Consider the following 14,064-nt stretch of genomic DNA (forward strand, 5'->3'; position numbering starts at 1 on the left):
CGGGGGCATGACGCGCACGGCAAGGGCCTTGCGGACGTCGAAGCCTTCCAGCGCGCCCGACAACCTGAGGGAGCCTCATGTCCATCTCACTCGCTGGCGCGTCCGTGGCGCCGGCCCCGCGCTCCGCGTCATGGAGCGCCGTGTTCGCGCTCACCCTGTGTGTCTCGACGCTCATCGCGTCCGAGTTCATGCCGGTGAGCCTCCTGACGCCCATCGCGTCGGACCTTCACCTGAGCGAAGGCCGCGCGGGCCAGGCGATCGCCGTCTCCGGTCTCTTCGCCGTGCTGACGAGCCTCTTCATCACGTCCTTGGCCAGGTCCGTCGACCGCCGGAGGCTGCTCCTCGGTCTCACCGGCGTCATGTTGGCTTCGGGGCTCGTGACCGCCTTCGCGCCCAGCTACGCCGTGCTCATGGTGGGCCGTGCGCTCATCGGCGTCGTCATTGGCGGCTTCTGGTCGTTGTCCGCGGCCACCGTCATGCGCCTGGTCCCCCGGGACGAGGTACCGCGCGCGCTTGGCCTGCTGAACGGTGGCAACGCGCTGGCCGCCACCATCGCGGCGCCGCTCGGCAGCTTCCTGGGCCAGTACATCGGGTGGCGGGGCGCGTTCTTCGCGGTCGTTCCGCTCGCGGCCATCACCCTTGTGTGGCAGGCCTCCACCTTGCCCCCAATGCCCACGGAGCGCGCCGCTCCGCCTCCGAGCACCTTCGCCATCCTCCGGCGCCCGAAGGCGCGGTGGGGCATCCTGGCGGTCACGCTCTTCTTCATGGGCCAGTTCGCCCTCTTCACGTACCTGCGTCCCTTCCTGGAAACCGTCACACGGGTCGGGGTGTCCACCCTCTCGCTGCTCCTGTTGGGAATGGGCGTCGCGGGGCTTCTGGGCACGTACCTCATCGGCTTCCTCGTGGGCAGGCGGTTGTCCGCGGTGCTCATCTCAGCCCCCGTGGCGATGGCCGTCATCGCGGTCCTGCTCATCGTCTTCGGCCCATCCCTCGCGGCAACGGCCGTCCTGCTGGTGGGGTGGGGACTCATCGGCACGGCGGCACCGGTCGCGTGGTGGACGTGGCTCAGCCGCACACTGCCGCGCGACGCGGAGGCTGGCGGCGGCCTCATGGTCGCGGCCATCCAACTCGCCATCACCGTGGGCGCTTCGCTTGGAGGGCTGCTGTTCGACCGGAGCGGCTACCGGAGTTCGTTCGGAGTGAGCGCCTTGCTGCTCGGGGGCGCGGCCCTGCTGGCCATCCGAGCGTCGAAGCCTGAAGGCTCAATCAACCCATGAGGATGAAGACAATGAAATCACGTTTGCCTGGCGCGCTCTTGCGGGTGTCCCTCTCCGCGCTCGCGGCCTGCGCATCGCCGTCGGCAGCAGTGGCGCGTCCAACACCGGGCCTCGCGTCTGGTGACACATCCAACGGTGCGGACAACTTCTACACGAGCGACCAGGTCACCGTGGAGAAGGTTGTCTTCAAGAACCAATACAAGATGGATGTCGTTGGGAACCTGTTCGTTCCCAAAGGCCTGAACCGCGACGCGAAGACCCCGGCGATCGTCGTCGGACATCCCATGGGTGCGGTCAAGGAGCAGAGCGCGAACCTGTACGCCACGAAGATGGCGGAGCAGGGATTCGTCACCCTGTCCCTGGACCTGTCCTTCTGGGGCGAGAGTGCGGGCCAACCCCGCAATGTCGTCGCGCCGGACATCTATGCCGAGGACTTCAGCGCCGCGGTGGACTTCCTGCGCTCCCAGCCGTTTGTCGACAAGGAGCGGGTGGGCGCCATCGGAATCTGCGGCAGCGGGAGCTTCGTCATCAGCGCCGCCAAGATCGATCCTCGCATCAAGGCCATCGCGACCGTCAGCATGTATGACATGGGCGCCGCCAACCGGAACGGGCTCCGGCATTCGGTGAGCCTCGAGCAGAGGAAGAAGTACATCGAGGAGGCAGCCCTGCAGCGCGATGTGGAGTTCGCGGGCGGTGAAACGAAATATACGAGCGGAACGCCCGAGACCCTGAATGACCAATCCACTGCGACGGATCGCGAGTTCTACGACTTCTATCGCACCGCGCGTGGGCACCACTCGAACACCACGACGCACCCGACGCTCAGCAGCAATACCCGGTTCATGAACTTCTACCCGTTCACGGACATCGAGACGATCTCTCCCCGGCCGATGCTCTTCATCGCGGGCGAGAACGCCCATTCCCGGGAGTTCAGCGACGAGGCCTACCGGCTCGCCGGTGAACCCAAGGAACGGGTCCTCGTGCCCGGCGCGGGTCACGTGGACCTCTACGACCGCGTCGGCCGGATTCCCTTTGAAAAGCTGACCACGTTCTTCATGACGAACCTGAAGTGACCGAGGCAAGCGGGCCCTTCCTCCCGGAGGAGGCATCGGGGCCACCACGGCCGGTGCCTTCGCGCTCGAAGCGGCGACGGTCGCGGAGCTGCGGGCGGGCTGACTGAGGCCTACCTCGGGCGCATCCGTGCGCTCGGCCGCATCGAGGACCTGCCGCTGTGCTCGGTCATCAAGCTCAACGAGCAGGCTTCGCACGCGCGCCGCAAGCCCGGGTTCACGCGGAGTATGGACCCGCGTGGCGGGTAGGGTGGACCGGGCCGTGCCCACTTCTTGATCCTCGTCAATGCGGGCGAGGGCTCCCCCCTCCAGTCTGGAGGCCACAACGTCGCTGAACGTTCTGGTGCCCTCGTGATGAACACCTCCCGCCTTCACTCCCGCTCCCTGGGAGCTCTCTTTCTCCTTCCGTTCTTCGCCTACGGCATCGGCACCGCGCTCGTCACCTCCGTCCTGAATGAGCCGGAGCACCTGGCCGGACAGAGGACGCTGTTCGTGGGGGGCGCGCTGCTGCTCCTGTTGAACTCCCTCTTCGTCGTCGGAATTGGCGTGCTGTTCTTTCCCCTCCTCCGTGAGCGGAGCCCGGGCATCGCCGTCGCGTACGTCTGCACGCGGGTGATGGAGGCGCTGACCCTCATCGTCGGAGTGGTGTTCCTGCTGTGCATCCTTGAGCTCGGAGAATCCGCGCAAGGGCAGGCGACGCTGGTCCAGCTGCTGTCGAAAGGGAACTTCTGGGCGTACCAGCTCGCGATGATCATCCTGGGGGTCGGCAGCGTGGCGTTCTGCCTGTCGCTGTACCGCTCCCGGCTTCTTCCCTCGTGGCTCCCGCTGGTGGGCGCGGTGGGCTACGGGCTTCTGGCGCTGGGGGCCGTGCTGGAGCTCTTCGGGCTGCCGTGGGGCATCCACTTCTCCGGGCCCGGGGGCCTGTTCGAGCTGATCCTCGGCGGCTGGCTCATCGCCCGGGGGTTCCGGACGGTCACGCCCTCCGTCGCGGCGTAGCCGGCTTGCCGCGCGTGGCGATGCGCTTCCGGATCCGGCTCAGCGACTCGGGCTTCACGCCGATGTAGCTGGCCAGCTGGTATTGGGGAATCCGCTGGAGGATGTCCGGCCGCGCCTTCGAGAGCTTGAGGTAGCGCTGCTCCGGCGTCTCAGTGAGATAGGAAGCGAACCGCTCCTGCTGTTCCGCCAGGACCTTCTGCATCACCCTCCGGGAGATGCTCTCGAAGCGCGGGAAGCGCCGATACAGGTCCCCCTCGCGTTGCTCGGTGCCCACGACCACCGTGGTGTCTTCCGCGCAGACCATGAAGTGATCCGCCGGGGTCCGATTCATCATGCTGTGAATCGAGAGGACCCATTCGTCCTCGCTGAAGAACCCGTTGCTCCGCTCCTCCCCGTCGACGAGGGCGTACTGGCGGACGCAGCCCTGGAGGACGAAGTAGGCCTCGGTGGAGACCTGGCCCGCCATGAGCAGGTGAGTGCCTTTCGGACAGGTCCTCACCACCATGCTGTCCAGGATGGCCTGGGCTTCCTCATCCGACAGAGGAGCGATGCGGCGGAAGTAGTCGACGAGCTTGTTCTTCATGGGAGCCCCGCGCGACGGCGGGGCCCCATCTTCTCAAGTCAGAGCGTCTTGAGGTACTCGATGATGGCCAGACGCTCCGGGTCGGTGAGCACGGAGTTGAATTCGTGGCCGCCGTTGTCCTGGCCGAAGGCGTTGGTGTTGTAGATCTTCCGGTCCTCGAGCTGCTGCCGCGTGCGGGTGGGCGGGAAGAGGATGTTCCAGGAAAGAGCCAGGTTGCTGAAGAGCACGTTCATCATCTCCTGCGCCAGGGGAGTGGTGAACTCGTCGCCCGGCTGGCAGTTGATGTACGGCGACACCGCTGGATTCAGGGGCGTGCGCCACTTGCAGGGGATGGTGTCGTACTTCCAGCCGAGCCTGGTGGAGTCGTAGGCGCGTTGCAGGTCCGTGTCGAAGCCCATGAGGCTCAGCGGCTGATCCCACCGCGGCGGCGCGGAGACCCGGCGCCAGATGGGCTTGCGGTCAGCGGGCTTGAGCACCTCCCAGACATTGGGAACCGAGCCGTTGTGCAAGTACGGCGAGGTGGCCCAGACCCCGTACAGCGGCGGCGCGAGGTAGCCGAGTTCCCGATTGCCACGGATGTGCGGCTGGTTCTGCGGACCACAGTCGTTGGCGGTGCCAGCCGTTGAGGGGTAGCCGAAGAAGTTCTTGGCGCCCGCGGACTGAACCGCCGCGTTGTTGGTATTCACCCGGACCGGGTCGGTGCCAATGATTCTCAGTGGGGCGATGTAGCTCGCCATGCCCTCCAGCGCCGGTGTCGCCAGGAAGGCCGGGTTGTTGACGTAGCGGGGCGAGTAGGCCCCATGGCAGCTCGCGCACGAGCCGTTGCCCTGAGGCCGCGGCACGGCGTTGTTGCGCGCCGGTGCCCACATGTCGAGCGTGTGGAACAGCACCGCCCCCTGCTCGGCCAGCGTCTGGTTGATGGGCAGTGGATAGGGCGGTGACTTGAGGGAATCGACCCAGGTGTTGAGCGCCGGGCCGTTGGTCCGCATCCAGTCCTGGCCCGCTTCACTCAGCGGCCCGCCGGCGCTTCCGAACAGGCCGATGAACGGCGTGTAGAACACCATGTCCACGCGCGGCGCATCCATGGGGAAGACGCCGTCGACGAACTTCACCGGCCGGTGCCCCATGTTCCACCAGGCGGGCGTATCCATTCCGGCGGTCGAGCCGGAGTTGATGAGCCCAATCACCTCGGAAGGCGTCAGCAGGTTCTCGTCCGGGAACAGGAAGGCGAGGTTGATGTCGCTGGCGTTGTTGGTGCCACGGGTCCGGTTGAGGTTCAGGAACGTGGCGAGCGACGCCGGGTAGCCCAGGGGCAACAGGTCGCTCAGGAACAGGTCCAGGTCCGCCAGGCTGCTGCCGCCGCCCACCTGCACCCCCAGGCCCGGGCCATCCCCGGGTTTGCCCACCATGCCGCTGTGGCAGGCATGACAGGTGACGCCGATGCGGCCGCTCCAGCTCCCATCCGGGTTGCGAAGCTGCGTGAGCATCTGCGGCAGTTGTCCGCTCCCGCCGTTGGAGAGATTCGGAAGCTGCCCGGGCAATGGATAGGGATTGCGCGCGGTGCTCTGCCCCGACCCGTAGCGCTGGGAGACCAGGGTGTCGAAGTTGTCGGGACGGAAGGGAAAGCCCCAGACGCGCCACAGTTCGTTGTACTGCGCCGCGGAGAAGGTCGCGATGCCGAACGCAGCCTCGGGCCGCGTGTAGTTGGTGCCGGTGAACAGCACGCCCACTCCGGGATGGCCATTGGTCAGCAGCCCCTCGCCATGCGCGAAGCGCGCACGCAGTTCGCCACAGCTCTTCGCTGCTCCCTGCTCCTTCACGACCTCCGGGTCGACATGACAATTCTTCCAGTAGGCATTGAAGTGCACCGCCCGCCCGTCACTGATGCCGGGCTGCACCAGGGTCCGAGGATCCACCGGCAAGAGCGCACTGTCCGGCTTGCCATAGCAGAAGTCCCACTGCGCCGAGCCGCCTCGACTGCTCCCCAGCAAATCACTCGCGGCGCCGACGCCAGGCACCGCCAACGCCGCCATGACAGACAGCATGCGAACGAATGGCACGGCGGCGCCGCTTCCGACGAACGGCCTTCTCACAACGCGCATGAGCTCCTCCTGCTTCGCGGCTGACTTTGCTGACGGCGAGGCGGAGGGGCGCGCGGAGGATGAGGGTCGGGCGCCTCGCTAAGCGAAACGATAGGCCTCTATTGGCACTCCGTCAATAACGGATGAAAAGCCCGAGGCGCCCGGGTGGGGACGTCAGGGTTTGCCCAGCAGCTCCAGCGCGGAGGTGGTCATCAGGGTGACGCCGGTGCGCAGCGCGCGCTCGCGGTCCGGCGCGTAGAGGGGCGAGTGCGGGGAGGGGAGTGCCTCCTCCGTGCCCTTGGCCTCGGCGAAGCGTTTGGGTTCGGTGATGCCCAGCCACAGCATCACCGAGGGCACGCCCGCGCGGCCGTACTCGGAGAAGTCCTCTCCGCCCATGACGGATGGCGTCTCGCTGAGGTTCTTCTCGCCCAGCACCTTGCCCACCGCGGCCACCAGCCGCTTCGTGAGTTCCGGGTCATTGTAGGTGGCGGGCGTGCCTTCGGTGACGTTGACGGTGGGGGGGCGGGGCGCTCCAGATGCCATCGCCTCCGCCTTGGCGATGCGCTCGATGCCGGCCAGCAGCGCCTTGCGGACCTCCGGCTTGTATGTGCGCAGCGTGAGCTGCAGGCGCACCTCGTCCGGGATGATGTTGCTCTTGGTGCCTCCGTGGATGGAGCCCACCGTGAGCACCGCCGGCTCCAGCGGGCTCTTCTCCCGGCTGATGAGTGTCTGCAGGGAGAGGATGGTTCGCGCCGCCATCACCACCGGGTCCACGGTGGTGTGCGGGTACGCACCGTGCCCGCCCTTGCCGTAGAGGGTGACGTCCACCGAGTCCACACTCGCCAGCGCATAGCCGGGGGTGAACTGCACCGTCCCCGCCGCGGCGTTGGCCACGGTGTGCATGGCCACGGCGACGTCCGGCTTGGGGAAGCGCTTGAACAGGCCGTCCGCCAGCATCTGCCGGGCCCCCGCTCCAATCTCCTCGGCGGGCTGCCCCACCAGCATCAGCGTGCCACGCCACCGGTCCTTCGTCCGCGCCAGCAGCGTGGCCGTGCCAATCCATGACGTCATGTGCACGTCGTGCCCGCACGCGTGCATCACCGAGACTTCCGTCCCGCCTGCATCCTTCGCCTTCGTCTTGCTGGCGTAGGGCAGCCCCGTCTTCTCCTCCACCGGAAGCCCGTCCAGGTCCGTGCGCAGCATCACCGTGGGGCCCTTGCCGTTGCGCAACAGGGCCACCACGCCGTGCCCGCCCACCTTCGGTGTCACCTCGAAGCCGAGCTTGCGCAGGCGCTCGGCCAGCTTCGCGGCCGTCTTCTCCTCCTGGAGTGACAGCTCGGGCGTCTGGTGCAGGTCGCGGTAGAGCGCGTCCAGTTCGGGGTACAGCGCGTCCAGGCCCGCGAGGACCGTGGGAGGGGGCGCCTCCGCGAGCGCGAGGCCGCCGGGCGCCGCGACACAGGCGAAGAGCAGGGGAAGCAGGGGGAGCGTTTTCACCAGGGGGTCTCCTGACCGTCAGGGAGCCCTCACTGTACTCGGGCGAGGCATACATTCGAGTCGGGGGGACCTATGTCCACGAGCAATCTTCCGATTGAGGTCGAGCTCATCTACGAACTCATGCCCTGCAACGCCATGCGCTCGGCGCAGGAACCCCTCCGGCCGCCCCATCCCTGCGCCTATTTCCGTCAGTGGGGGGAGCTACCACAGCTACGACTACGTGGAGGACCGCCCGCCTCCCGAGCCAGGCATCGTCCACCCGGCGAAGTACGTAGGGCGCGCCCCCTTGGTCCCCGAGGCGCTGAGTGGCTGCCGCAAGGCCCCCATCATGGCGGTGGGTATCAACCCCAACCTCCCGGCGTGGTGGAGCGCGAAGCGCCAGTCGCTCTACCCGCTGTTCGACGACTACCAGCAATACGCGCACTACTTCCGGTACCGCGCGGTGGACAAGCTGGAGGTGCCGCGCGCCGACTACGAGCGCTTCGGCGGCGGCGAGCAGGACACCCCGGACTCCGACTTCGAGCTTCAAGTGCCCGCGGACGAGACCGGTGCTCGCCGGGTGCCCCTCAAGCTCCAGCCCCAGAAGATGTATGAGACGTATCAGGGGCTGCTGGACGCCGTGGCGGAGGGGATGGGTTGGAGCGGTCACAAGCTCCGGGTCGGGGAGGATCTCTCCTACGGGAACATGGTGGCGTGTCCCTCGGCGAAGTGGACCACGAGAGCCTCCCCGGAGGATCCGAAGCTGCCCCCGATGACGGTCGCCCAGCGGGATGGCATCGTCGGCGAGTGCTTCCGCGAGCGGAGGTATTTCCTCCGACAGCTCTTCCAGAGCCTGCCCTCCGTGCTGCTGTGTTTCAGCCAGAGCACCGCGAACGCGCTCATCTCCGAGTTGAAGCCTCTCTTCGTGAAGGGCGCTCCCCAGCCAGGGGAGCCGCTGGAGTCGCTGATGTCCCGGGAGATCCGCTTGAGGTTCGGCGCCGCGCCGGATGGCAGCGAGCTGGGGGCGCGAGTCATCTTCGCGCCTCACAGCACCGGGGACTCCGCCGACTTCGAGAAGTCCCGAGCGCGGGTCATCGAGCAACTCCTGGAGGAGGCGAGGGCGGGCCGGCTCGCCATGAATCCACGGACCGGGCACCTGCGGCGCCCCAGGGGCGCCTGCGTCCTCTGCACGATGATGCGGATTGGTCCGTGTGACTACGAGCGTGAGCTGCAGCCGCTCAGCCAGCAGCCGGCGCTCACCGCCGCCTCGCCCGGGCCGCTCCTGGCCAGGGAGAAGTCAGCACAGCTCGCGTGGGTGCGAGAGACATTGGCCGACTCCCCGCCGGTTCCGGTGGCTTGGGGCGACACGGATGAAGAGGCAGGGGAACGCCAGGCCCCTCACGCGAAGGCGGCGCTGCGCAGGACCATCACGTCGGCGAAGTCGTGGCGCTGCGGCGCAAGACACAGCGCTCCCTGCGACACCTGCTCGAGGAAGTGCTCGCCGTAGTCATGGCGGGGACCCGAGGCGTACACGGTGATGTCCCGCGCCCGCGCGACGTCCCCGAGCATCCGGGCCACCGCGTGCGCCACCTCTCCCCAGAAGGGGAAATACAAATAGAAAGCGGTGCCATCCGACAGGTCCACATCGCGGACATCCGCGTGGATGAACTCCAGGTTCGGCAGCGCGAAACGTGCGCTGTTGCTGCGCGCGGACTCGACGTATGTCTTTCCATACTCCACGCCCTTGACCCGGGCCGAGGAGCTGGCCGCGACGGTGATGGCGAACTTCCCGTTGCCACAGCCGAGATCGTAGACCGTGTCGCGCGGCCCCGGACTCGTGGTGGAGAGGAAGTCGGAGATGCGCTGGGCCCGCGAGGCCATGTTCACCTGACCGAACGGGGGGCGGTCCTGGCCGGTGGTGATACGTGAAATGCGTAGCAGGCCCTCGAGCCAGTCATCCGCCGCCGTGCTCGCGCGGCCCGTGGCCTCGGTGAAGCCGAGCCCCTCCCACTGCTCCCGGAAGCGGGCTGGCGAGAGGTCTCCCGTTCGAAGCTGCTGGGCGACGTCGTCTCCGGACGCATCCAGCGCCGCGGTCACCAGGAGTGCACGCGCCTGGAGCGCGGTCCAGAGCGCCTGGAGCTCCGGGCGGGCCCGCACATCCAGCAGGAGCAACTCCGGTTCGACGTTCTCCTGCACGAAGGCGAACCGCTCGAAGAGCTCCCACTGCGCGCCCAGGCCCATCGTCCGCAAATCGCTGGGGGCCAGGAGCGTTTCTGCGCGCTCAACCCACCAGGGCGCGGCGGGGGGAACGGGGGGAGAGGGCGCCATGGGTCAGGAGTTGTATCAACCAGCCGAGTTCCATGCTGGCGGACGCGGTTGCGGGAACCTCGCTCCAGACTTGACGGCGAGCCTGGCCCCGGGTCGGTGGCCTGGTGTGATGGCGCGCGCTCCCTCCGTGCCTATCTCTGGCGGGAGCACTCGAAGGGGTTATCCGCCATGGACATCATCGACCTCATCGACCGGACCCGCGACAGCATCTCCGCGCGCTGCGTCTTCGGCCAACCCATCCAGCAGGGCGAGGTCACCGTGATTCCCGTCGCGCACGTGAGGGGCGGTGGAGGCGGCGGTGGGGGCGAGGGCCCGGTCCATGAGGGCCACTCGAAGGAAGGCATGGGACGTGGGGAGGGCACGGGCTTCGGGCTGAGCGCGCGCCCGGCCGGCGCCTTTGTCATCCGCGGAGACAAGGTGTCGTGGCTGCCTGTCGTGGAGCCCACACGCATCGTTCTTGGCTTGCAGGTACTGGCTGGCATTGCCCTGCTCGTCTACTCGCGCACGCGGCTGAGTGGCCGGCGATAGGCCGTCCCCGGCCGAAGCTCTCGTCGCGCACGCACAGCCGCTCGCTTCTAGCGCAGCGCCGCGAGGGCCGCGCCGACCTTCGCCACCGTCACCGACACGGGCGTCGTCACCTCCGGAGCGAAGATGGCCACGCGGAGCTCCTCGAAGGCCCACCGCAGCTCCTGCGCCGCCTCCTGGTCACGCACGGTGGCGCTCCTGGCGAGGAAGGTGTCCCACAAGGGGGTAAAGGGCGCGGCCTTCCCTGCGTCCTTGCTGGGGTTCGCCACCGCACGCGACAGCCGTGCCTGGGCCGCGCGGAGGTAGCGCGGGTAGTTCAGCAGGCGCGCGAAGGGAATCCACTCGATGAGCTTCGCGGGGAACAGCTGCCCGAGCTGCGAGCGGATGTCCCGCACGGCCGCCGCGCCGCTCTGCCCCTTGGAGGCTGCCTTGAGTGCGGCGAGCGTCTCAGCGAGCTCCGCGGAGGTGGCAACGACGACGTTCGTCCAGTCCCGGGCCGTCTGCTCGATGCGCGGTGAGCCCTCACGGACCAGCGCCTCGAAGGCCGCCTTCGTGCGGGGCAGCGGTGCACCCGGTGCGAGCTTGAACGCATCGTCGACGCTGCGTGTGAGGACGAGCGCCCGGAAGGCGTCGGCCAGGCCCCGCGCGGGCGGCGCGCCGTCCAGGGACGGGAAGGGCAGCGGCATGCGCGCGGCGCTGACGGCCACGTGTCCGCGCGCGGCGAGCATCAGGAGCCTGCGGACCCCCGTGCGCGTGGCCGCGTCGGCGGCGGCGGAGGTCTCGAGCAGCACCAGGTCCACGGCAGCGCCCCGGTCGACGAGCGCGGGGTAGGTGCGGACCTCGAGCCCGCCGACCCGCCGCGTGACCACGGGGGGCAGCTCGAAGGTCCAGGCCGTCAGCCCCTTGCGCTCCCAGTCCGAAGTCGGTGCCACGCTGCGCAGCGCCGCCCGCGCATGTCCCCCGTGCTGCTCGAGCAGCGCGTCGGCGTCGCGGCTCCTCGCGAGCTCCTTGCCCCGCTCGTCGAGAACCCGGAGCGTGATGCGCAGGTACGGCACCACCGCATCCGCCCGGAAGGACTCCTCGGGCACGTCCACGCCGCACAGCCGGGACACCGCACGCGCGAGCGCTGGAATCATCGGCCCGCGGAAGGGCACGAGTTCCTTCTCGAGACGGTCGACCAGGGCCGGCACCGGCCCCAACTGCTTGCGCAGGGCGCGGGGAACCTGCTCGAGCAGGGCGGTGAGCTTCTCCCGCTGCCAACCGGGGATGGTCCAGTCGAGCTCACCTGGGACGAGCTGGGCGAGCAGCAGCAGCGGCACGCTCAGGGTGATGCCGTCGTCCTCGGCCGAGGGGTCGAAGGTGTACGTCACCGGTACGGACGCGCCGTGAAGGGTGATGGCGTCCGGGTAGTGCGCCGGGGACAGGCCCGGGTCGTGCGAGAGGGCATCCTCCATCGAGAGGATGAGCACGTCGGGGTCGGCCGCCTCGGCCTTGCGGCGCCAGACCTCGAAGCCCGCTCCGTCCGTCACGTCCGCCGGGACGCGCTGGTCGAAGAACGTCAGCAGCGCCTCGCTGTCGAGCAGCTCGCTGCGCCGGGCCTTGTCCCGCAGGCTCGCCACGCGATCGAGCACCTCTTGGTTCTCCTCCTGGAACGCCCCCCGGGTGCGGTACTCGCCGCGCACCAGGGCATGCTCGAGGAACATCAGCCGTGCCCGGGCGGGGTCCATGCTGGCCAGGGCCACGGGGCGTTCCTTGAAGACCTGAAGCCCGAAGAGGGTCGCGTTCTCCTTCACGATGGCGCGCGCGGACTTCTCCGACCAGTGCGGTTCGGAGTAGCTGCGCTTGAGCAGGTGGGGGGCCGCCGACGCGAGCCACTCCGGTTCGAGCTTCGCCACGGTGCGCGCGAACAGCTGGGTCGTCTCCACGAGCTCGAACGCCATCGCCCAGGCAGGGGGCTTCTTCGAAAGCGCCGACGAGGGATGAACCATGAAGCGCGTCTGCTTCGCGCCCGTGTAGTGGCGCTGCTCCGGATTCCACTGGCCGATTCGGGACAGCAGCCCGGTGAGGAGCGCCTGGTGCAGGACGTCCCCGCGCGCCGGGGCGCCCCGGCCCTTGCGCGGCAGGCGCAGCTCGCGGACGGTCTCCTCGAGCTGGCGCTGGACGTCCCGCCACTCGCGCACCCGCAGGAAGGACAGGAAGTTGTCCCGGCACACGCGCCGCAGGTGGGACGTCCCGCGCTCCTCGGCCTCGCGCACGAACGCCCACAGCTTGAGCAGCCCCGTGAAGTCCGAGTGCTCGTCACGGAAGCGCCGGTGCAGCTCGTCCGCCTTCTGCGCGAGCTCCCGGGGCCGCTCGCGCGGGTCCTGCAGGTTGAGCGCCGCGGCGACGATGAGCACCTCGTCCACGCACCCGTACTCGGCGCCAGCGAGAATCATCCGCGCGATGCGCGGGTCCACCGGGAAGCGCGCGAGCTGGTGCCCGAGCGGCGTCAAGGTGCGCTCCTTGCCCTCGATGGCCCCGAGCTCCTCGAGCACCCGCCATCCCTCGGCGATGGCCCTCGACTGGGGCGGGTCGAGGAAGGGGAAGTCCTCGACGTCACCGAGGCCGAGGGACTTCATCCGCAGGATGACCCCCGCGAGCCCGGTGCGCTTGATCTCCGGGTCGGTGAAGGCGGGCCGCGTGGTGAAGCCCACCTCGTCATAGAGGCGCACGCAGATGCCCTCGCGCACGCGTCCGCAGCGCCCCTTGCGCTGGTCGGCGCTGGCCTGGGAGACCGGCTCGATTTGCAGGCGCGTGGTGCCCGAGCGTGGGTCGTAGCGCGACAGGCGCGCCACCCCCGTGTCCACGACGTACACGATGCCCGGGATGGTGATCGACGTCTCCGCGACGTTGGTGGCGAGGATGACCCGGCGCTGGGGGATGGTGGCGAAGACGCGCGACTGCTCGGAGGCCGACAGGCGCGAATACAGGGGCTGCACCACCGTGCCGCGGAGCTCGCGCGCGTTGAGGGCATTCTCGGCCTCACGGATTTCCCGCTCACCAGGGAGGAACACGAGCACGTCCCCGTCCGGGTCGAGCGAGAGCACGTTCGCCACCGAATTGGCGACGGAGTCGGCCAGCTCGTCGTCCTCGGGGGGCGGCTCGTAGAGTACGTCCACCGGAAAGGTACGGCCCTCCACCTGGATGACGGGAGCGCCCCCGAAGAACTGCGAGAAGCGCTCGGTCTCGATGGTGGCCGAGCTCACCACCACCTTGAGGTCGGGGCGTCTGGGGAGGATGCGCTTGAGCCACCCGAGCAGGAAGTCGATGGTGAGGCTGCGCTCGTGAGCCTCGTCGAGCACGATGGTGTCGTAGCGGCTCAGGAGCGGGTCGCTGTGGATCTGCGCGAGCAGGACCCCGTCCGTCATGAACTTCACGGCCGTCCGCCGGGACGAGCGGTCCTCGAAGCGGATCTGGTAGCCGACGTCCGTGCCCAGCTCCGTGCCGAGCTCGCGAGCCACGCGCGCCGCCACACTCGTCGCGGCGATACGCCGGGGCTGGGTGACGCCAATCTGGCGCGGGCGGCCGCGCCCCATGGCGAGCAGGACCTTCGGCAGCTGCGTCGTCTTCCCCGAGCCGGTGGCCCCCGCGACGATGACCACCTGATGGGCGGAGATGGCCGCGGTGATGTCCTCCACCCGGCTCGAGATGGGGAGCTCAGGGGGGAAGCGCAGGGTGGGCAAGTCGCCGGG

10 protein-coding genes are annotated in these 14,064 nt (G+C 68.7%); 5 read left to right on the forward strand and 5 right to left on the reverse strand.

What is annotated here, in order from left to right; translation table 11 throughout:
* Window positions 1–77: 77 nt before the first annotated feature.
* The 3 genes from D7X99_RS12780 to D7X99_RS12790 all read left to right on the forward strand — a co-directional run bounded on the left by D7X99_RS12780 (window position 78) and on the right by D7X99_RS12790 (window position 3,343).
* Window positions 78–1,277: an MFS transporter gene (locus tag D7X99_RS12780; protein ID WP_121778042.1), complete on the forward strand. Its 1,200-nt coding sequence runs from the start codon at window positions 78–80 to the stop codon at window positions 1,275–1,277.
* Between the two features lie 11 nt (window positions 1,278–1,288).
* Window positions 1,289–2,350, forward strand: a complete 1,062-nt coding sequence (locus D7X99_RS12785; protein WP_199733811.1) for an alpha/beta hydrolase — start codon at window positions 1,289–1,291, stop codon at window positions 2,348–2,350.
* A 351-nt stretch (window positions 2,351–2,701) separates the two neighbouring features.
* Complete coding sequence (locus tag D7X99_RS12790; protein WP_121778051.1) at window positions 2,702–3,343, forward strand: DUF4386 domain-containing protein; 642 nt, start codon at window positions 2,702–2,704, stop codon at window positions 3,341–3,343.
* On the opposite strand, the gene D7X99_RS12795 is transcribed toward D7X99_RS12790, so the two are convergent.
* The 3 genes from D7X99_RS12795 to D7X99_RS12805 all read right to left on the reverse strand — a co-directional run bounded on the left by D7X99_RS12795 (window position 3,321) and on the right by D7X99_RS12805 (window position 7,501).
* On the reverse strand, window positions 3,321–3,926 hold the full coding sequence (locus tag D7X99_RS12795) for a Crp/Fnr family transcriptional regulator (RefSeq protein WP_121752466.1): 606 nt from the start codon (window positions 3,924–3,926) through the stop codon (window positions 3,321–3,323). The two genes, D7X99_RS12790 and D7X99_RS12795, sit on opposite strands and share 23 nt — an antisense overlap.
* 38 nt (window positions 3,927–3,964) lie before the next feature.
* Complete coding sequence (locus D7X99_RS12800) at window positions 3,965–5,986, reverse strand: hypothetical protein (RefSeq protein ID WP_233613328.1); 2,022 nt, start codon at window positions 5,984–5,986, stop codon at window positions 3,965–3,967.
* Between the two features lie 195 nt (window positions 5,987–6,181).
* A complete protein-coding gene (locus D7X99_RS12805; RefSeq protein ID WP_121778044.1) occupies window positions 6,182–7,501 on the reverse strand; it encodes an amidohydrolase in 1,320 nt (439 codons plus the stop codon).
* Window positions 7,502–7,721: 220 nt separating this feature from the next.
* Between D7X99_RS12805 and D7X99_RS12810 the strand changes: the two genes are divergently transcribed.
* The gene (locus D7X99_RS12810) at window positions 7,722–8,987 is read left to right on the forward strand and encodes a hypothetical protein (protein ID WP_121778045.1); all 1,266 of its coding nucleotides are present in this window, start codon (window positions 7,722–7,724) and stop codon (window positions 8,985–8,987) included.
* Here the strand turns inward: D7X99_RS12810 and D7X99_RS12815 are convergent.
* On the reverse strand, window positions 8,879–9,808 hold the full coding sequence (locus D7X99_RS12815) for a methyltransferase domain-containing protein (protein WP_121778046.1): 930 nt from the start codon (window positions 9,806–9,808) through the stop codon (window positions 8,879–8,881). The two genes, D7X99_RS12810 and D7X99_RS12815, sit on opposite strands and share 109 nt — an antisense overlap.
* A gap of 168 nt (window positions 9,809–9,976) precedes the next feature.
* Between D7X99_RS12815 and D7X99_RS12820 the strand changes: the two genes are divergently transcribed.
* Entirely contained in the window at window positions 9,977–10,336 is a 360-nt protein-coding gene (locus D7X99_RS12820) for a spore germination protein GerW family protein (protein WP_121778047.1), read from the forward strand.
* 47 nt (window positions 10,337–10,383) lie between these two features.
* Here D7X99_RS12820 and hrpA read toward each other — a convergent pair.
* A partial coding sequence (hrpA, locus tag D7X99_RS12825; RefSeq protein ID WP_233613329.1) for an ATP-dependent RNA helicase HrpA occupies window positions 10,384–14,064 on the reverse strand: 3,681 nt, incomplete at its 5' end.

This window comes from Corallococcus sp. AB032C (assembly GCF_003668935.1).
Lineage (GTDB): Bacteria > Myxococcota > Myxococcia > Myxococcales > Myxococcaceae > Corallococcus > Corallococcus exiguus.

What these genes read in the sequence shown, in the direction of transcription:
- D7X99_RS12820 (WP_121778047.1), top strand. Translation starts at nt 9,977, where the DNA reads ATGGACATCATCGACCTCATCGACCGGACCCGCGACAGCATCTCCGCG.
- D7X99_RS12785 (WP_199733811.1), top strand. Translation starts at nt 1,289, where the DNA reads ATGAAATCACGTTTGCCTGGCGCGCTCTTGCGGGTGTCCCTCTCCGCG.
- D7X99_RS12790 (WP_121778051.1), top strand. Translation starts at nt 2,702, where the DNA reads ATGAACACCTCCCGCCTTCACTCCCGCTCCCTGGGAGCTCTCTTTCTC.
- D7X99_RS12780 (WP_121778042.1), top strand. Translation starts at nt 78, where the DNA reads ATGTCCATCTCACTCGCTGGCGCGTCCGTGGCGCCGGCCCCGCGCTCC.
- D7X99_RS12815 (WP_121778046.1), bottom strand. Translation starts at nt 9,808, where the DNA reads ATGGCGCCCTCTCCCCCCGTTCCCCCCGCCGCGCCCTGGTGGGTTGAG.
- D7X99_RS12795 (WP_121752466.1), bottom strand. Translation starts at nt 3,926, where the DNA reads ATGAAGAACAAGCTCGTCGACTACTTCCGCCGCATCGCTCCTCTGTCG.